Genomic DNA, 19,373 nt, shown 5'->3' with positions numbered 1-19,373 from the left:
CAATCCATCACGCATATGGAGACAATTCCTGAGGGCTAGCGGCGAACGCTTTCGGTATCATGGCCGGGAGTTTCACCTGCCGAGAGTGTCATGCGCCGCCTGTTATTTCTGCTTTTGCTGATTATCGCCCTGCCCGTCTCTGCCGGCCTGTTTGACGGTAACCGTCCTGCGTCGACTCTTGGCGCTTCAAGTAACGCCAGCGACTTTCTACCTGTTGACCAGGCGTTCCGGCTGGAGCAGCTCGAATCCACTCCTGATAAACAGGTGCTGCGTTTCATTATTGCAGACGGCTATTACCTGTATCGGCATCGCTTTCAATTCAGCACGCAACCTGAAGGCCTGACACAGGACATTGTCTTACCGGCTGGAGAACCCAAGCATGATGAGTGGTTCGGCGATGTACAGGTTTATCATCATGTAGTGGATATCGAGGTCCCGCTGGCCCAGGCAGGAGCATCCGGACAGCTGTCCATTACCTACCAGGGCTGCGCGGACAAGGGGCTGTGTTACCCGCCGGAAACCAAGCAGATCGCATTGGGTGATGCCTCTGCCTTACCCGCTACCGTGCCCTCTTCAACGACAATAGAAACCGCATGGCACTGGCGTGACATGTTCCTGTTTTTCTTGGCAGGCCTGGGGCTGACCTTTACCCCTTGCGTACTGCCCATGCTGCCTATCATGTCTTCAGTCCTGCTTCACGGTCGGGACAGAAGCTCTCATACCGCAGGCCGCGGGTTATTTCTTTCTCTAGTGTATGTCGTGCACATGGCAGGGTGCTTTGCCCTCCTGGGCTCGCTGATGGGGCTTTTTGGCGCAAGCCTCAATCTGCAGGCGCGTCTGCAGTCGGCCTGGGTGCTTGTTCCCTTTGCTGCATTCTTCGTAGCCTTTGCACTGGCCATGTTTGGACTGTTCGAGCTTCGCCTGCCCGCCTTTATCCGAAACCCAGTCGACCGCCTGGCCAGTGGCGCGAAGGGCGGCTCCGTACTAGGTGCAGCCACGCTGGGCGTTCTTTCCAGCCTGTTGGTATCGCCGTGTGTCTCGGCGCCACTGGCGGGTGCATTGCTCTACATCAGCAGCAGTGGTGATGCGTTAGGCGGTGGACTCAAGCTGTTTGCTCTGGGCTTGGGGATGGGTACTCCACTTATTCTCTTTGCTACAGGCGGTGGGGCTCTCCTACCCAAATCCGGTGCCTGGATGGTGGGTGTACGAAACGCCTTTGGCGTTCTGCTCCTCGGAGTAGCCGTCTGGATGCTGGAACGCCTGCTGCCCGGCCCTGTGTCATTGGCCCTATGGGGCTTGCTGGCCGGCGGAACCGGGTTGTTCCTTGAAGCCTTGGAGTTGACACCCAAGACTCCCCGTCAAAAGCTGGCTCAGCTTCTGGGACTGGCCTTGCTGGTCTATGCCGTAGCGGCATGGATTGGTGCGATGCAAGGCCGCTCAGATCCGCTTCGCCCGCTTACAGTGACCTCACCTCCTGCCACCCTGTCTAGCAGTACCAGCGCCTCGAATTGGCAGACGGTCAGTACGCCCGCCGAACTGGATGCTGCCTTGAAGGCCGCAAAGGATGCGGGGCAACCCCTTCTGCTCGACTGGTATGCCGACTGGTGCATCAGCTGCAAGGTAATCGAGCGTGAAGTGTTCAACGATCCTGCCATCATGGCCCAACTGACTGCCTTTCGTCTGATACGCTTCGATATTACGGCCAGCAACGCACAACAGCGTGCGCTTCTGGATCGTTATCACCTCTTTGGCCCGCCCGCAATCCAGCTTTTTGATCGCAAGGGACAGGAAACCCAAGACCTGAGAGTCATTGGTGAAATCGGCGCGGATGCGTTTGCCAAACACCTCGAACGCGCTCAAGAAACCTTATAGCCCCCAATTAGATAAAATTTCGCCCAACGTGCTGGCATTTACAGCAAACATCGGGCGACTGGACAGTCAGCGAGCAATGCGGCATAGTCCGCGGCCATCGCTTTGCCTGTTGAAGGATGTCGTCATGGCTACGCTGCTGGTCCTGCATGGACCCAACCTGAATCTGCTGGGCACCCGCGAGCCGGGCGTCTACGGCGCGGTCACGCTGGATGAAATCAACCAGGATCTCAAGCGTCGCGCGGAAGCGGCCGGACATACACTGGACTATTTCCAGAGCAATGCCGAGCACCAATTGATCGAACGAATCCATGCCGCTCGTCATGAAGGCGTGGATTTTATTGTGATCAATCCTGCTGCCTTCACTCACACCAGCGTTGCGCTACGTGACGCATTGCTGGCTGTGAGCATCCCATTCATCGAGGTGCATCTTTCAAACGTGCACAAGCGAGAACCCTTTCGTCATCACTCCTACTTTTCAGACGTTGCCGTAGGGGTGATCTGCGGTCTCGGTGCCAGCGGTTATCGCATGGCGCTTGACGCTGCAATCGAAATGACAGGCAAGGCACAGAACGCCTAGCCGCTGCATAACCGGGCATTGAATCGACACCTCGATGTGCCCGACAAAAACTTAAACGTAACAGACCTTAGGGGAGTGCCAACGTTAATGGACATTCGTAAAGTCAAGAAGCTGATCGAACTGCTGGAAGAATCCGGAATCGACGAACTGGAGATCCGTGAAGGCGAAGAATCCGTTCGCATCAGCCGTCAGAGCCAGCGTGCTGTACAGACTGCTGTCTACGCTGCTCCGCCCGTCGCTGCCCCGGCTGCTGCACCCGCTCCGGTTGCTGCCCCGGCTGCCGAAGCACCCGCTGCGCAACAACTGACGGGCAATGTGGTTCGCTCGCCCATGGTAGGCACTTTCTATCGCGCCTCCTCTCCTACCTCTGCGCCCTTCGCCGAAGTGGGCCAGGCCGTGAAGAAAGGCGACATCGTCTGCATCGTTGAAGCCATGAAAATGATGAACCACATCGAAGCCGAAACCAGCGGTACCATCGGCGCTGTCCTGGTCGAAAACGGCCAGCCGGTTGAGTTTGACCAGCCGCTGTTCACCATTGTCTGATCGACAGGAGTCCGCGATGCTGGAAAAAGTCCTGATCGCCAACCGCGGGGAAATTGCCCTGCGTGTGGTTCGTGCCTGCAAGGAGTTGGGCATCAAGACGGTGGCCGTACACTCCACCGCTGATCGTGAGTTGATGCACTTGTCCCTGGCCGACGAATCGGTCTGCATCGGCCCCGCCCCGTCTCCTCAGTCTTACCTGAACATCCCGGCCATCATCAGCGCAGCTGAAGTTACCGGCGCCACCGCTATTCACCCTGGCTACGGCTTCCTGGCAGAAAATGCCGACTTTGCCGAGCAGGTCGAGCGCTCCGGCTTTACCTTTGTCGGTCCGACTGCAGACGTGATCCGCCTCATGGGCGACAAGGTCTCCGCGAAGGATGCGATGAAAAAGGCAGGCGTACCCACGGTTCCCGGCTCCGATGGCGCAATGCCAACCGACGAAGCCGAGTGCCTGCGTATTGCACGCGAAGTGGGCTACCCGGTCATCATCAAGGCGGCTGGCGGCGGTGGTGGCCGTGGCATGCGCGTGGTTTACGAAGAGTCCGAGCTGATCAAGTCCATCAGCATGACTCAGACCGAAGCAGGCGCTGCGTTTGGCAACTCTACGGTTTATTTGGAAAAGTTTCTGGGCAACCCGCGTCACGTGGAAGTTCAGGTTCTGTCCGATGGCCAGGGCAATGCCGTTCACCTGTTCGACCGCGACTGCTCGCTGCAACGTCGTCACCAGAAAGTCATTGAAGAAGCACCTGCCCCGCAGATCGACGAAAAGGCACGTGCCGAAGTACTTGCCCGCTGCGTTCAGGCCTGCGTTGAGATCGGTTACCGCGGTGCCGGTACGTTCGAGTTCCTCTATGAGGACGGCCGTTTCTACTTCATCGAAATGAACACACGCGTTCAGGTGGAGCACCCGGTTACCGAGATGATTACCGGTGTCGACATCGTCAAGGAGATGCTGAGCATCGCCGCTGGCAACAAGCTGTCGATCAAACAGGAAGACATCAAGATCACCGGACACGCCATCGAGTGCCGGATCAACGCGGAAGACCCCAAGACCTTCATGCCCTCGCCTGGCCTGGTCAAGCACTTCCACGCGCCGGGCGGCAATGGCGTACGGGTCGATTCGCACCTGTACAGCGGTTACAAGGTTCCGCCGAACTACGACTCGCTGATCGCCAAGCTGATCACCTGGGGACGTGACCGTGACGAGGCCATGGCCCGCATGCGTAACGCACTGGATGAACTGATTGTCGATGGCATCAAAACCAATGCTGACCTGCATCGCATGCTTACACGCGATGAAGCCTTTGGCAAAGGCGGTGTGAACATCCATTATCTGGAGAAGAAGCTAGGCTTGAAACACTGATAGCCTTGCTTGAAGCCCGGGCCGCACATGCGGCCCGTTGCTTTTTAAACTACCCATTTACGTATTTGAAAGGTTTCGCCATGCCGTGGCTGCAAGTCCGACTCGCCATTACCCCTGATCAGGCAGAGCCCTATGAAGATGCCCTGCTCGGCCTGGGTGCTGTTTCCGTGACATTCATGGATGCAGAAGACCAGCCCATTTTCGAGCCGGACCTGGGCACAACGCCTCTTTGGAGCAAGACGCATCTGCTGGCCCTGTTCGAGTCAGATATCAATGAGCAGGACCTGGCGAAACACCTGACACTTATTGCAGGTACCGGCGCTGATTTTCATATCGAGCATATCGAGGATCAGGACTGGGAACGCAGCTGGATGGATAACTTCCACCCCATGCGCTTTGGCCAGCGCCTATGGATCGTACCCAGCTGGCATGAAGCGCCCGAGCCGGGTGCAGTCAACCTGCATCTGGATCCCGGGCTTGCTTTCGGTACGGGGACGCACCCCACCACTGCACTGTGCCTCGAATGGCTGGATGGACAGCCACTTGAAGGCTATCAGATTATCGATTTTGGCTGCGGCTCGGGCATTCTGGCCATCGCGGCACTGCTGCTGGGCGCAACGCGTGCCGTAGGAACGGATATCGACGTACAGGCGCTTGAAGCCTCTCGCGACAATGCCAATCGAAACGGCATTGACCCAGCCCGCTTCCCGGTCTACCTGCCAGCCGACATGCCAGACGAACCGGCTGATGTCGTTGTTGCCAATATCCTGGCCGGCCCGCTTGTAAGCCTCGCGCCACAATTGAGCCGCCTGGTAAAATCGGGCGGCCGACTGGCCTTGTCCGGCATTCTGGCGGAGCAGGCGGAAGAGGTACGCGCCGCCTACAGTGCCGATTTCGAGCTGGATCCTACGGCCGAGCGCGAAGGCTGGATCAGAATTACGGGCATAAAACGCTAAGATGAACGACGTGCGGCAAAAAGTGGCTTCAACGAGCCACTTTTCAGCCTTGAGCGTTAGAGTAAACTAGTCGGCTTTTCCGCAGGACCAGACCAGATCGCCATAATGACTGAAACCTACGTCACTCAATGCCCGCATTGCAGTACTCGCTTTCGAGTCAAGCAGGAGCATTTGGCGATTGCCCAAGGCAACGTGCGTTGCGGCGCCTGCCTTGAAATCTTCGATGCCACTCAGCATCTCGAAGGATTGCCGACACCGCTCAAGCCCGTCATCGAGTCGACAGCCGTCGTCATTCAGCCTGCGCCCCCTATGGCTCACTCACCTTCGACGCAGCCCCAGTCTATCAGCCATGTTTCAGATGCTGCCGAAGCAGTGCCCAAGCACCCTTCGGACACTCTATTGATCCATGATGACCTGGATCTGGACGGGCTTGACCTGGATGAAGAGCTGGCCAAGCTGGACGCCATGGAGTCGGCGCAACGCCTTCCTCCCCTGCCAACATTTGGGCAGCAGAAACCCGCCTCGAAAACCACACCGGCTTATGATGAAAGCTGGGCTGAGGCCCTGCTGCGCGAGGAAAGTGCAGAATCTGACAACGAGCAGCGGCAGGAACCGACCTTAACGCTCGACACCATCCAGGAAGATGATACTCATGAAGAGCCCTCGCTAGGGCTACATGCCTCGCATGAGGCAGACGAGCCCGAGCTTGAATCATCCCTGAGGGCTGACGAGAAGGACAATCACGATCAGCCGATCGAAGCGGCCGAACCTCATGTGGGCGACACGGCGCCCTCTGACCGGGAAGCCACGCCTGTACGTGCTGAGCCCGCTCTGCGTAACGACACGTTGCTCGACCTTCATGACGAGCCATTGCAGCTCGACTGGCAACCGCCGAAGAAGCAGTGGGCCAAGCGGCTCGGCTGGGTGCTGTTGAATCTGGTTGCCCTGTTTGGTCTGTTTGCTCAGTACGTTGGCTTTCATTTCGACGAGCTGGCGCGTCAAGACCAGTATCGTCCCTGGTTTGTTCAGTTCTGCGCGTGGGCGGACTGCAAGGTTCCGTCCAAGGTCGATGTAAAACAGATCCGTAGCAGCAACCTGGTTGTGCGCAGTCACCCAGAGTTTTCAGGCGCGCTACAGGTCGATGCGATCCTGTATAACCGGGCAACGTTCTCACAGCCCTTCCCGCTTCTGGAACTGCGCTTTGCCGACCTGAACGGGCAGCTCATTGCCAGCCGTCGGTTCAAGCCGTGGGAATACCTGGGCGGCGAATTGAAAGGACAGACCGAGATGCCACCGCAGACACCTATCCATATCTCGCTGGACATTCTTGATCCAGGCAGCCGAGCTGTAAATTACAGCCTCAGCTTTCATTCGCCCGAGTAAAAACACTCCAATATGGCAAAGGTGTCCGGGCCAGGCTGAACTGTTCAGTTTTTGTTCAATTCAGCCTTTATCCGGACACGGCGAGCGGGTATCATTGCCGACCCTTTTCCAGTACACCCGTACCTCCAAAGCGCCTGCAGTTGCTATTGGATAAGGTAATTTCGGCCAGGGAAACTCATGTCGATGGTACGCATCGGCCCATATACATTGCCCAACCCACTGATCCTCGCGCCAATGGCCGGGGTGACTGATCGCCCGTTCCGCCAGCTGTGTCGTCAGCTTGGTGCAGGTCTGGTCGTATCGGAAATGGTAACCAGCGACGTTCGTCTGTATAACAGCCGCAAGTCACGGCTACGCCTGATTCACGACGGTGAGGCCGAGCCGCGCTCGGTGCAGATTGCCGGCGGCGATCCAGCCATGCTGGCTGAAGCGGCACAGCGCAATGTCGAGCTGGGTGCACAGATCATCGACATCAATATGGGTTGCCCGGCTAAAAAGGTCTGCAACAAGGCAGCCGGTTCGGCGCTGATGAAAGATGAAGCGCTGGTAGCCGATATCCTGGATGCCGTCGTAGCCGCCGTTGACGTGCCCGTCACGCTCAAGATCCGTACAGGTTGGGACCATGAACATCGCAATGGCGTGACGATTGCCCGCATTGCAGAGCAGGCCGGTATTGCGGCACTCTCCGTGCACGGACGGACGCGGGCCGATCTGTATACCGGGACAGCGGAATACGACACCATCGCTGAAATCAAGCAGGCGGTTTCCATTCCGATTTTTGCCAACGGTGACATCGACTCACCGGAAAAGGCTCGCTACGTGCTGGACCATACCGGTGCCGATGCTCTGCTGATTGGCCGTGCGGCGCAAGGGAGACCCTGGATCTTCCGAGAGATCGATCATTACCTGCGTACAGGCCAGCATCTGCCGGCACCGACCCTTGGCGAAGTGGAACAGATCCTGCTGGGCCATTTGTCCGAGTTGCATGGTTTCTACGGCCCCGAAATGGGCGTACGGATCGCTCGCAAGCATGTAGGCTGGTATCTTTCAGCTCTTCCTGGCGCCCAGGACTTTCGCGCTCAGTTCAACCGTCTCCAAGATATGGACGCACAACACGCCAGCATTTGCGCCTTTTTCGCGCAGTGCCCATCTGATGGGAAGGAAGTGGCATGACTTCGTTGACCGATAACTCTATGACTGGAATCACGCCTGTGAGCGACAATGCCAATCTGAAGCAGCACCTGACGGCACCGCTGCAGGAAGGCCAGACCCTGCGAGACAGCGTTGAAAAGGCGCTTCGCAACTATTTCGCTCACCTGGACGGCCAGCCGGTTACCGATGTCTACAACATGGTGTTGTGTGAAGTCGAAGCCCCCTTGCTGGAAAGCGTAATGAATTACGTCAAGGGCAACCAGACCAAGGCGTCTGAGATGCTCGGCTTGAATCGCGGCACCCTGCGCAAGAAGCTCAAGCAATACGATCTGCTCTGATTCTCATGATGCCCAGAGCCGGTCGAGCAAGGTCCGGTTCTGGACAGCCCTTCCTCTCGCCTGACCGATGGACTTTGTGATGACAGACCAAACCGCCCGCCTTCCCGTTCGCCGTGCGCTGATCAGCGTCTCCGACAAGACTGGCGTCGTTGATTTTGCCCGAGAGCTTGCAGCATTAGGTGTCGAGATTCTTTCGACTGGCGGCACCTATAAATTGCTGCGCGACAATAATGTCCCGGCAGTGGAGGTGGCGGATTACACCGGCTTTCCAGAAATGATGGACGGTCGCGTCAAGACGCTGCATCCCAAGATTCATGGTGGCATTCTGGGTCGCCGCGGTACGGATGATGGCGTCATGGGTCAGCACGGCATCCAGCCGATTGATCTGGTAGCCGTTAACCTCTACCCCTTCGAGGCAACTGTAGCCAAGCCAGACTGCGACCTGCCGACTGCCATCGAGAATATCGATATTGGCGGTCCGACCATGGTTCGCTCAGCCGCGAAAAATCATAAGGACGTTGCTATCGTCGTCAATGCCGGCGATTACGCTCAGATCATCGAAAGCCTCAAGCATGGCGGCATGACCTATGCACAGCGTTTCGATCTGGCCCTCAAAGCGTTCGAACATACATCAGCCTATGACGGCATGATTGCCAATTACCTGGGCACGATTGACCAGACGGCTGAAGTATTGTCCACCCAGGGCCGCAGCAGCTTTCCCCGTACCTTCAATACCCAGTTCATCAAGGCGCAAGAGATGCGCTACGGTGAAAACCCGCATCAGAGCGCTGCTTTCTATGTAGAAGGCAAGCCCCAAGAGGCGAGTGTTGCCACGGCAACCCAGCTTCAAGGCAAGGAGCTTTCCTTTAATAACGTGGCTGACACCGATGCAGCCCTAGAGTGCGTAAAGAGCTTTGATGCTCCAGCCTGCGTTATCGTCAAACATGCCAATCCCTGTGGCGTTGCGGTAGCCTCTGAAGAGGATGGCGGCATTCGCAAGGCCTATGACTTGGCATATGCCACTGATAGCGAGTCTGCCTTTGGCGGCATCATCGCTTTCAACCGCGAGCTGGATGGCGAAACGGCTAAGGCGATTGTCGAGCGCCAGTTCGTCGAAGTCATCATTGCACCCAAGGTATCAGCTGCCGCTCGCGAGGTCGTCGCAGCCAAAGCCAATGTTCGACTGCTGGAATGCGGCGAATGGAGCACCGATCGCGTGGGCGGCTGGGACTTCAAGCGAGTAAACGGTGGCCTGCTGGTACAGAGCCGCGACATCAGTATGATCACTCAGGCCGATCTCAAAATCGTTACTCAGCGCGCGCCCAGTGAGCAGGAAATCCAGGACCTGCTGTTCGCCTGGAAAGTCGCCAAATTTGTGAAGTCCAACGCCATCGTTTATGCCAAGCATCGCCAGACCGTAGGCGTAGGAGCTGGCCAGATGAGCCGCGTCAACTCTGCCCGCATCGCTGCCATCAAGGCCGAGCATGCCGGACTGGCCGTGCAAGGAGCCGTCATGGCATCCGATGCCTTCTTCCCCTTCCGTGACGGCATCGACAATGCTGCCAAGGCCGGCATTACCGCCGTGATTCAACCCGGCGGCTCGATGCGTGACGCGGAAGTCATTGCGGCTGCCGATGAAGCAGGCATGGCCATGGTCTTTACCGGCATGCGTCATTTCCGTCACTAATCAAACCGGCTTTGCCGTATTGTCCGGAGCCTTGATCTGCCACTGCGCAGACGAGAGGCTCTGGACATCTTGCATCACTGCGGGCTCATGCCCTGGCCGGCATGAGCCCTAGAAGGAGCGAACATGAATGTATTGATCATTGGCAGCGGCGGACGAGAACACGCGCTGGCCTGGAAGGCGGCACAGGATCCTCGCGTTGAAAAGGTATTCGTTGCGCCGGGTAATGCGGGTACGGCCATCGAAGATAAATGTGAAAACGTCGCTATTGATGTCCTGGCCCTGGAGCAACTGGCGGACTTTGCCGAGAAAAACGTTGCCCTGACAATCGTCGGACCAGAAGCCCCTCTGGTAAAAGGCGTCGTAGACCTGTTTCGCTCACGTGGCCTGAAGTGCTTCGGCCCTACGGCAGGCGCTGCCCAGCTGGAAGGATCCAAGGCCTTCACCAAGGATTTCCTGGCCCGCCACCAGATTCCTACAGCGGCATACCAGAACTTTACTGAAATTGAGCCTGCCCTTGCCTACCTACGTGAAAAGGGCGCACCTATCGTAGTCAAGGCCGACGGCCTTGCTGCAGGCAAGGGTGTAATCGTCGCCATGACGCTTGAAGAAGCTGAGGCTGCCGTACGTGACATGCTGTCAGGCAATGCCTTTGGCGATGCGGGTGCTCGTGTTGTTATCGAGGAGTTCCTGGAGGGCGAAGAGGCCAGCTTTATCGTCATGGTCGACGGCCATAACGTACTGCCCATGGCGACCAGTCAGGATCACAAGCGTGTAGGCGATGCAGACACCGGCCCAAATACCGGCGGCATGGGTGCGTACTCACCCGCTCCGGTGGTCACTACTGATATCCATCAGCGCATCATGGATGAAGTAATCTATCCCACGGTACAGGGTATGGCGGCTGAAGGTCATGTCTATACCGGTTTTCTGTACGCTGGCCTGATGATCGACAAGAACGGCGCTCCCAAGGTCATCGAGTTCAACTGCCGCTTTGGCGATCCTGAAACGCAGCCGATCATGCTGCGCCTGCAATCCAGTCTGGTAGCACTGGTCGAGGCAGCGCTGGCTGAGCAGCTGGATACGGCTGATGCCCAGTGGGATCCTCGACCCAGCCTGGGTGTCGTACTGGCAGCAGGTGGCTACCCTGGAGATTACGCCAAGGGAGACGTCATTTCCGGCCTGGAACAGGCAGTCACTGCCGACGGCAAGGTCTTTCATGCTGGCACAGCATTAGCCCAAGATCAGGTCGTGACCAGTGGTGGCCGCGTCCTGTGCGCCACGGCACTAGGTGACTCCGTGGCTCAGGCACAGCAGAATGCCTATGCCCTAGCCAGACAGATCAACTGGAACGGCTGCTTCTACCGCAACGACATCGGTTATCGTGCGATAGCTCGCGAACGCAGCTAATACCACTGCCGGACGTCACGAAGATGTCCGGCAGCATTTATCCCTGCTGGTCGGCTCGCTATACTCTGAATTCAACTTACGAAGGGAATTTTCGTGCGCCGGCTCAGGACCGCCATCTGTTTGCTTGCCAGCGTTGTGCTGGCTTTCCTGTATGCCTCGTTTCCTGTGGCTGCCGACGAAATGGCGGCATGGTCACGCCTGGATGATCCAGAGGGTAGCCTGCAGCTGAGCGATGTGCGTGAGCGGCTTTCTGAGTTCAGATCGCTCCCAGGCCAGGAAACCCATCGCCCCGCTGATGAGGGAGCAATCTGGCTTTACACCCGCCTGCCCGCCTCGGATGCCTCACGCGTTCTACGGGCCATTGCACCAAACGTGGCATATATCGATTTTTATGCCCTGAGTGATGGCAGGACCCTGTCCCTCAATCGAACCGGCATCGCACGCCCCGGTAACTACCGTGAGCAGCCCAGCCGCGACTTTCTGTTTACCCTGCCGAGTACCGCCGGCCCGCTGGACGTTTTTGTCCGCATGGAAAGCCGAAGTCCGATTCGTGCCTTTCTAAAGATTGCGCCCAATGCCGAGATCACCATCGCCTTCCGGCTACTGATGTTCGGCACGCTGCTGGGCTGCCTGTGCATGCTCATGATCTTCAACATGATGCAGCTCTTCTACCGGCGCAGCAGTACCGGTATTGCCCTGACCATTCTGCTCGGCCTGCAGATGGTGGCCGCCTTTAACATCTTCGGCCTGGCCAGCATGATTCTGGTCGAAAAGCTCTACCTGACGCCGTTGCTGATGGATCTCTCTACCCTGGCAACGATGGCGTGTGCGCTCTATTTTACCAGCGCCTTCTTTAACGGCCAGCAGCTGCCATTACGCCTGCAGCTGGTGCTTTATGTCGAGTTCATCGCGCTTGTACTGGCGGCCGCGTTCCTGATTCTGACCAAGGACGTATACATCGGCGAGGTGCTTTACAGCCTCATCGGCCTAAGTGTTTTCACCCTTTTCGCCATCAGTGTCAAATACTGGCAACAGGGCTTCAAGCCCGCACGCTGGCTGGCACTGGCCTATCTGCTGGCCATCATTGCGGGTGGTTTGGCCCTGCCCCGCATGATGGGTTACTGGTCCTCACCAGAATGGCTGGGACGCGCACTGGTCATGGTCAGCGTGATTACCGGCTTTCTGTTTACGGTGGCCGTAGGCGAGCGCCAGCGTTATCTGCTTGAAAAGCACTTCCTGATGAGCCGTGACCAAGCCGCCAACACGGCTGAAATCAAAGGCAAGGCAGACTTCCTGGCACGCATGAGCCACGAAATACGCACCCCTATGAACGGTGTATTGGGCATGACCGAGCTGCTTTTAGGCACAGCCATGTCACCCAAGCAACGGGATTATGTCCAGACCATTCACAGCGCAGGTAATGAGCTGCTTAGCCTGATCAATGAAATTCTGGATATATCAAGGCTCGAGTCTGGCCAGATCGAACTGGAAGATGTCCAATTCGACTTCAATGCGCTGATCGAGGATAGTCTTGATATTTTCAGAGCCAAGGCCGAGCATCGACAGGTTGAACTGATCAGCTTTATCCAGCCCCAGGTGCCGCGCATGATGACGGGTGACCCGACGCGTCTGCGCCAGGTGTTGCTAAGCCTGCTGGATAATGCCTTCCAGCGGACTGAAATAGGCGAGATCCTGCTGGTGGTGGCTCTGGAAGGTCAGGGAACGCCAAACCCTCGCCTGCGTATCGCCGTTCAGGACAGCGGTACGCCCCTGGAGCCTGAGGCCCGTAACCGCCTGGTTTCCAGCACGTTGGACAGCCGGGAGTTTCTGGCAGCTGGTGTATCGGGTGCCCATCGGGGTCTTGCGATCACGCAGCGTCTGATCATGCTGATGAAGGGTGAGCTGGGTATCGAAAGCGGCGCTGAAGCTGGCTCGACCGTCTGGCTTACCCTTCCCGTTCCACAAGGCCTTCTGGATAATCCCGGCGCTGATCTCGACCGTCCCTTGCATGGTGTCCGCCTGCTGGTGGTCGACGATAACGAAACCTGCCGCAAGGTTCTCCAGCTGCAATGCAGTGCCTGGGGCATGAACGTCACCCTGGCGGCTTCCGGGCGGGAAGCCCTGGCACTCCTGCGTACCAAGGCGAACCTGCAGGAATATTTCGATGTCGTGCTGCTGGATCAAGAGATGCCAGGCATGACCGGCATGCAACTGGCCGCACGGATCAACGAAGATCCCAACCTGAGCCATGATCTGCTACTGATCATGCTGACCGGTATCACTAACGCGCCCAGCAAGATCATTGCACGCAACGCGGGTATCAAGCGTGTCCTGACCAAGCCTGTAGCAGGCTACACACTGAAGGCCACACTGGCCGATGAACTCTCCCGACGCAGCCAGCCGCTGGGCGAGACGCCTCGAGAGACCCAGTCGGCGCCTCTGCCAAACGACCTCAAGGTTCTGGTTGCCGAGGACAACATCATCTCAACCAAGGTTATTCGTGGCATGTTGAAAAAGATCAACATAGAGCCGGATACAGCTACAAATGGTCTCGAAGCCCTGGCAGCCATGCAACAGACCCAATACGACCTCGTATTGATGGACTGCGAGATGCCGGAAATGGATGGCTTTACAGCAACCGAACGCATGCGTGCGTGGGAGACCCGTGAGAACCGCCCACGAACACCGATTGTGGCGCTGACGGCGCATATCCTTTCCGAACACAAGGAGCGCGCCCAGGAAGCCGGAATGGATGGTCATATGGCCAAGCCTGTAGAGTTGTCTCAATTGCGTGACCTTGTTCAGTTCTGGGCTGGCGAACGCGAGCGAGGCGAAACAAAGAAGTAAGGTGGCAGCTACGTGACTTCTTCACCATGTAGCTGCCTGACTCGTCCAATAGGCTGCTTATAATTCATCCAAATAGCGGCCCAAGCCAGGCGCCCCAAAAAAGGGCCGCCTGGTTTTTCGTATTTACCCAGAGCACCAAAAGAAGGCAGCACGTCTACTACGCCGCCAGCCTTTGAGCATGAAAGCCTAGTCAAATCAAAGGCTGTGGCAGTTTGGCATGGATAGTGAAATGCATCGATTAAAGCCGAAAAGGCTTACCCACAATCGAGCACGATCATCCAGGAGCCATGCATGAAGCGCCGTCCCCTACTCAAGACAACGTTGGCCGCTAGCGCCCTGCTGTTCAGCGGACTTTTCCCTTTCAGCGCTGCGCACGCTGCCGACACCATCAAGGTCGGTATTCTGCACTCCCTGTCCGGCACCATGGCGATCTCTGAAACATCGCTCAAAGACATGGCGCTAATGACCATCGATGAAATCAATGCCAAGGGCGGCGTAAACGGTAAAAAGCTTGAGCCGGTGGTGGTTGACCCTGCTTCCAACTGGCCATTGTTTGCAGAAAAAGCACGCCAACTACTGACTCAGGACAAGGTAGCCGTGGTATTTGGCTGCTGGACCTCCGTCTCTCGCAAATCCGTATTACCGGTTTTTGAAGAGCTGAACGGCATGTTGTTCTACCCCGTTCAGTATGAGGGCGAGGAAATGTCGCCCAACGTGTTCTATACCGGCGCAGCGCCCAATCAGCAGGCCATTCCGGCAGTGGAATACCTGATGAGCGAGGATGGTGGTGCCGCCAAGCGCTTTTTCCTGCTGGGCACCGATTACGTCTATCCTCGTACCACGAACAAGATCCTCCGCGCCTTCCTGCATAGCAAGGGCGTAGACGACAAGGATATCGAAGAGGTCTATACCCCCTTTGGTCATAGTGACTATCAGACCATCGTTGCCAATATCAAAAAATTCTCTGCCGGCGGCAAGACCGCTGTGGTCTCGACCATCAACGGCGATTCCAACGTGCCCTTTTACAAGGAACTGGCCAACCAGGGGTTGAAGGCAACAGACGTACCGGTAGTGGCTTTCTCGGTGGGTGAGGAAGAGCTGCGTGGTATTGATACGGCGCCACTGGTCGGTCATCTGGCAGCCTGGAACTACTTTCAGTCCGTCGAAAATCCGGTCAACGAGAAATTCGTATCCGACTGGAAGGCCTATGCCAAGGCCCATAACCTTCCCAACGCCGCTACAGCTGTCACCAATGACCCGATGGAAGCGACCTACGTAGGTATCCACATGTGGGCGCAGGCCGTCGAGAAGGCCAAATCGACCGATGTGGACAAGGTCCGTGATGCGCTGGCTGATCAGAGCTTCCAGGCTCCCTCCGGCTACACCCTGACCATGGACAAGACCAATCATCACCTCCATAAGCCGGTCATGATCGGCGAGATCCAGGATGACGGTCAGTTCAGTGTGGTCTGGCAGACCGAAGGTCCCATCCGCGCACAGCCCTGGAGCCCTTATATCACCGGCAATGACAAGAAGCCGGATCATCCAGTCAAGGGTACGTTTTAACGCATGAGTTGATAACGCGTCGCGGGCATTGGGGAGCCTTTCGCTTGCCAGTGTCTGCTTCGCCACGAAGCGCCCGAGGGTGCAGCCCCTGCACACACGAGAGAAAACATGCGCCTGGTTTCCTTTTTATTGACTGCCTTGCTGCTGAGCGCTACCGGCTTGGCCTGCGCCGGCCCGGCCAGTGATTTCGCCGCCGCCAGCAGCGCCGAACAGATCAAGCTACTACAAGCCTGGTCGGCTGAGCCCAGCCCTGACCGCTTACCTTTTCTACAAGCCCTGCAGGACAACACCGTAGTCATCGACGATGAAAAGCACGTGTTCTACAAGGGCGGCAATACACTGCATGCCGCAGAAGGTGACTCTACAGTAGCGCCTGTCGGCACGCCGAAAAGCTTCCGCTTGAACAACCGGCTCCGGGTCTTGATCAGCAATGCCCTGGCGAGCCACCAGCTCCTGTCCGACGATGCTTCGGCACGTCTGCACGCCGCACAGGCATTACGGCAGGAAGCCAAGCCAGAACAGCGTACGCTGCTCGAACAGCGCCTGCATATCGAGGCAGATGAAAACGTCAAACAGGCGTTGAGCCTTGCCCTGGCCAACCTACAGTTGACCGATCCTGATCCTGCCGTGCGTTTGGCTGCGGTGCGCCTGCTGGGCGATACAGGCGAGCCCCAGGCACGCACGCGCCTGCAGGCGCTGACCAATCCCGCCAACGAGACCGACGCCAATGTACGCAAGGCCGCAACAACCAGTCTGAAACAGGTGGAACGTCGCCTGCTGATCGGTGATCTGCTTGGACAGGCCTTTACCGGCCTTTCCCTGGGCTCGATTCTGCTATTGGCAGCCTTGGGCCTTGCCATCACGTACGGCCTGCTAGGTGTGATCAATATGGCCCATGGCGAGATGCTGATGCTGGGCGCCTACTCCACGTACGTGGTTCAACTGCTGTTCCAGCGTCTGGCGCCCGATTGGCTCGCGTTTTATCCACTGCTGGCTCTGCCTGTGGCATTTCTTATCACAGCGGTCATTGGCATGGCACTGGAACGTACCGTGATCCGCCATCTGTACGGCCGCCCACTTGAAACCCTGCTGGCTACCTGGGGCATCAGCCTGATGCTGATCCAGCTGGTGCGCGTCGTGTTCGGGGCCCAAAACGTGGAAGTGGCAAATCCGGCATGGCTCTCGGGCGGTATCCAGGTCTTGCCGAATCTGCTGCTGCCATATAACCGGCTGATCATCATTGGTTTTGTAATTGCGGTTCTGGTTCTCACCTGGAGTCTGCTCAATATGACCCGGCTAGGCTTGAATATCCGCGCCGTGACGCAGAACCGCAACATGGCAGCCTGCTGCGGCGTGCCGACCGGGCGCATCGACATGCTGGCATTTGGCCTGGGCTCGGGTATTGCCGGCCTGGGTGGCGTGGCGCTGTCGCAGGTTGGCAACGTCGGACCTGACCTGGGTCAGGGCTACATTATCGACTCCTTTCTGGTCGTGGTGCTTGGCGGGGTTGGCCAGCTGGCTGGAAGCGTCATGGCTGCGTTCGGCCTGGGCATTGCCAACAAGATTCTCGAACCACAGATCGGCGCAGTACTGGGCAAGATCCTGATCCTCGCACTGATCATCCTGTTTATCCAGAAGCGCCCCCAAGGCCTCTTCGCTCTCAAAGGGAGGGTTATCGATTGAACCAGCCCCTGACCATTACGCTTGCGCAAAAAGCCGGCCCGCGCTGGACCCTGGCCCTTGGCGGATTAGCCCTGGTTGGCCTGCTTGCCTTGCCGCTTCTCTCCTTGCTACCGCCCGACCACCTATTACAGGTGTCGGCTTATACCCTGACACTGGTAGGCAAGATTCTCTGCTATGCCATCGTGGCGCTTGCCCTGGACCTGGTCTGGGGATACGCCGGCCTGCTGTCGCTCGGCCACGGCCTGTTCTTCGCCCTAGGCGGCTACGCGATGGGCATGTACCTGGTACGCCAGTCTGCCGGAGAAGGCGTCCCGGCCTTCATGTCGTTTCTGTCCTGGACGGAAATCCCCTGGTTCTGGGCGGGTACGCAGCACTTTGTGTGGGCGCTGTGCCTGGTCGTACTTGCACCTGGTGTGCTTGCCTTTGTGTTTGGTTTTTTTGCCTTTCGCTCACGCATCAAGGGTGTGTACTTTTCGATCATGACCCAGGCGTTGACCTTTGCCGGCATGCTGCTGTTCTTTCGTAACGAGACCGGTTTTGGCGGCAACAATGGGTTCACCGGCTTCACCACCCTGCTCGGCTTCCCGATCGCCTCACCGGGCATGCGTGCCATGCTTTTCCTGCTGACAGTCGCCCTGCTTGTAGGCAGCCTGCTTCTGGGCTGGCAACTCGCACACAGTAAATTCGGCCGCATTCTTACCGCCATCCGCGATGCGGAGAACCGCGTCATGTTCTGCGGCTACGATCCACGCGGCTTCAAACTGTTCGTCTGGACGCTATCGGCGGTGCTTTGTGGTCTGGCGGGTGCGCTGTACGTACCTCAGGTGGGCATTATCAACCCGAGCGAAATGGCTCCGACCAACTCCATCGAGGCTGCCATCTGGGTGGCTCTGGGCGGCCGCGGTACGCTGATTGGCCCGATTATTGGTGCGGGCATCGTCAATGGCGCCAAGAGCTGGTTCACCGTTGCCTTTCCCGAGTACTGGCAGTTCTTTCTGGGCCTGCTGTTCATCGTAGTGACCCTCTATCTTCCCAAGGGCGTGATCGGACTGATCCGTAAGGATAAAGACCTATGAAAGCCGCTCCTGTACCTGAGCTGCTCAATGCCTCCCTAGGCAGCGAATCGAGCGGGCTGGGCCACCGTGTTACAGGCGGTCTCGATACCCGCCACGGCACGATTCTTACCCTAGAGGATATCAGTGTCAGCTTCGATGGGTTCAAGGCGCTAAATGACCTGACGCTTTACATCGGCGTGGGAGAACTGCGCTGCATCATCGGGCCCAATGGTGCCGGCAAGACGACCCTGATGGACGTCATCACCGGCAAGACCCGTCCCGATACTGGCAAGGCCTATTTTGGCGAAACCCTGGACCTGACACAGATGAGCGAGGTGCAAATCGCTCAGGCAGGCATCGGTCGGAAGTTTCAGAAGCCTACGGTATTCGAAGCGCTTACCGTGTATGAAAACCTGGAGTTGGCACAAAAAGCCGACAAGTCTGTCTGGGCCAGCTTGCGAGCAACGCTTAGTGGTGAGCAGAAGGAGCGACTCGAAGACATCCTGACCACGATCCGCCTGAGCGAGTCGCGTCATCGACCGGCCGGGTTGCTCTCCCATGGGCAGAAGCAATTCCTGGAAATCGGCATGCTACTGACGCAGGAGCCCCAGTTACTCCTGCTGGACGAACCGGTAGCCGGCATGACAGATGCCGAAACCGAGTTTACGGCGGAACTGTTCAAGTCGCTGGCTCGCAAGCATTCGCTCATGGTGGTGGAGCATGACATGGGCTTTGTCGACACCATCGCTGACCATGTCACCGTGCTGCACCAAGGGCATGTTCTGGCAGAGGGCTCGCTTGCCGAAGTACAGGCCAATGAGCAGGTCATCGAGGTCTATCTAGGTCGATGAAAGCGCCCCGTAGCGTGGATCAAGCCCAGCAATGCTGTGCAGCTGGCAATTGATGAGTAGGTATCGCCCTTCTCGCTCATGCGTCCATAAGGA

At 57.6% G+C, this 19,373-nt stretch carries 15 protein-coding genes; all 15 read left to right on the top strand.

Annotated features, from left to right (window positions below):
- Window positions 1-90: 90 nt before the first annotated feature.
- The 15 genes from QWJ10_RS04370 (at window position 91) to urtD (ending at window position 19,280) form a co-directional block, all read left to right on the top strand.
- Window positions 91-1,872: a protein-disulfide reductase DsbD gene (locus tag QWJ10_RS04370; protein WP_289924577.1), complete on the top strand. Its 1,782-nt coding sequence runs from the start codon at window positions 91-93 to the stop codon at window positions 1,870-1,872.
- A 124-nt stretch (window positions 1,873-1,996) separates the two neighbouring features.
- Window positions 1,997-2,449: a type II 3-dehydroquinate dehydratase gene (aroQ, locus tag QWJ10_RS04365; protein WP_019364328.1), complete on the top strand. Its 453-nt coding sequence runs from the start codon at window positions 1,997-1,999 to the stop codon at window positions 2,447-2,449.
- 87 nt (window positions 2,450-2,536) lie between these two features.
- Window positions 2,537-2,992: an acetyl-CoA carboxylase biotin carboxyl carrier protein gene (gene accB / locus QWJ10_RS04360; protein ID WP_010795424.1), complete on the top strand. Its 456-nt coding sequence runs from the start codon at window positions 2,537-2,539 to the stop codon at window positions 2,990-2,992.
- Between the two features lie 16 nt (window positions 2,993-3,008).
- Window positions 3,009-4,355 (top strand): acetyl-CoA carboxylase biotin carboxylase subunit, encoded by a 1,347-nt coding sequence (gene accC / locus QWJ10_RS04355; RefSeq protein ID WP_019364327.1) that lies wholly within the window; start codon window positions 3,009-3,011, stop codon window positions 4,353-4,355.
- Between the two features lie 80 nt (window positions 4,356-4,435).
- A complete protein-coding gene (gene prmA / locus QWJ10_RS04350; RefSeq protein ID WP_289924576.1) occupies window positions 4,436-5,311 on the top strand; it encodes a 50S ribosomal protein L11 methyltransferase in 876 nt (291 codons plus the stop codon).
- Window positions 5,312-5,416: 105 nt separating this feature from the next.
- Window positions 5,417-6,694: a DUF3426 domain-containing protein gene (locus QWJ10_RS04345; RefSeq protein WP_197870851.1), complete on the top strand. Its 1,278-nt coding sequence runs from the start codon at window positions 5,417-5,419 to the stop codon at window positions 6,692-6,694.
- Window positions 6,695-6,871: 177 nt separating this feature from the next.
- Window positions 6,872-7,867, top strand: coding sequence for a tRNA dihydrouridine synthase DusB (dusB, locus tag QWJ10_RS04340; RefSeq protein WP_289924575.1), 996 nt, complete (start codon window positions 6,872-6,874; stop codon window positions 7,865-7,867).
- The gene (gene fis, locus QWJ10_RS04335; protein WP_010795429.1) at window positions 7,864-8,184 is read left to right on the top strand and encodes a DNA-binding transcriptional regulator Fis; all 321 of its coding nucleotides are present in this window, start codon (window positions 7,864-7,866) and stop codon (window positions 8,182-8,184) included. Before dusB ends, fis begins: the two co-directional genes overlap by 4 nt.
- 79 nt (window positions 8,185-8,263) lie before the next feature.
- Window positions 8,264-9,871, top strand: coding sequence for a bifunctional phosphoribosylaminoimidazolecarboxamide formyltransferase/IMP cyclohydrolase (purH, locus tag QWJ10_RS04330; protein ID WP_289924574.1), 1,608 nt, complete (start codon window positions 8,264-8,266; stop codon window positions 9,869-9,871).
- 123 nt (window positions 9,872-9,994) lie between these two features.
- Complete coding sequence (gene purD, locus QWJ10_RS04325) at window positions 9,995-11,278, top strand: phosphoribosylamine--glycine ligase (protein ID WP_010795431.1); 1,284 nt, start codon at window positions 9,995-9,997, stop codon at window positions 11,276-11,278.
- Between the two features lie 93 nt (window positions 11,279-11,371).
- The gene (locus QWJ10_RS04320) at window positions 11,372-14,125 is read left to right on the top strand and encodes a hybrid sensor histidine kinase/response regulator (protein WP_289924573.1); all 2,754 of its coding nucleotides are present in this window, start codon (window positions 11,372-11,374) and stop codon (window positions 14,123-14,125) included.
- Between the two features lie 291 nt (window positions 14,126-14,416).
- Complete coding sequence (gene urtA / locus QWJ10_RS04315) at window positions 14,417-15,691, top strand: urea ABC transporter substrate-binding protein (RefSeq protein ID WP_289924572.1); 1,275 nt, start codon at window positions 14,417-14,419, stop codon at window positions 15,689-15,691.
- Between the two features lie 108 nt (window positions 15,692-15,799).
- The gene (urtB, locus tag QWJ10_RS04310; protein ID WP_289924571.1) at window positions 15,800-17,374 is read left to right on the top strand and encodes an urea ABC transporter permease subunit UrtB; all 1,575 of its coding nucleotides are present in this window, start codon (window positions 15,800-15,802) and stop codon (window positions 17,372-17,374) included.
- Window positions 17,371-18,450 carry an urea ABC transporter permease subunit UrtC gene (gene urtC / locus QWJ10_RS04305; protein WP_289924570.1) on the top strand — a complete coding sequence of 360 codons (1,080 nt, stop codon included), beginning with the start codon at window positions 17,371-17,373 and terminating at the stop codon, window positions 18,448-18,450. The genes urtB and urtC overlap by 4 nt, the downstream gene beginning before the upstream one ends.
- Window positions 18,447-19,280, top strand: a complete 834-nt coding sequence (gene urtD / locus QWJ10_RS04300) for an urea ABC transporter ATP-binding protein UrtD (RefSeq protein ID WP_289924569.1) — start codon at window positions 18,447-18,449, stop codon at window positions 19,278-19,280. The genes urtC and urtD overlap by 4 nt, the downstream gene beginning before the upstream one ends.
- The last annotated feature ends 93 nt before the right edge of the window (window positions 19,281-19,373 follow it).

Origin of the sequence: Pseudomonas sp. WAC2 (assembly GCF_030403525.1) — a bacterium.
Classification (GTDB): Bacteria; Pseudomonadota; Gammaproteobacteria; order Pseudomonadales; family Pseudomonadaceae; genus Chryseomonas; species Chryseomonas luteola.
This window is presented reverse-complemented; position numbering and strand designations above follow the sequence as displayed.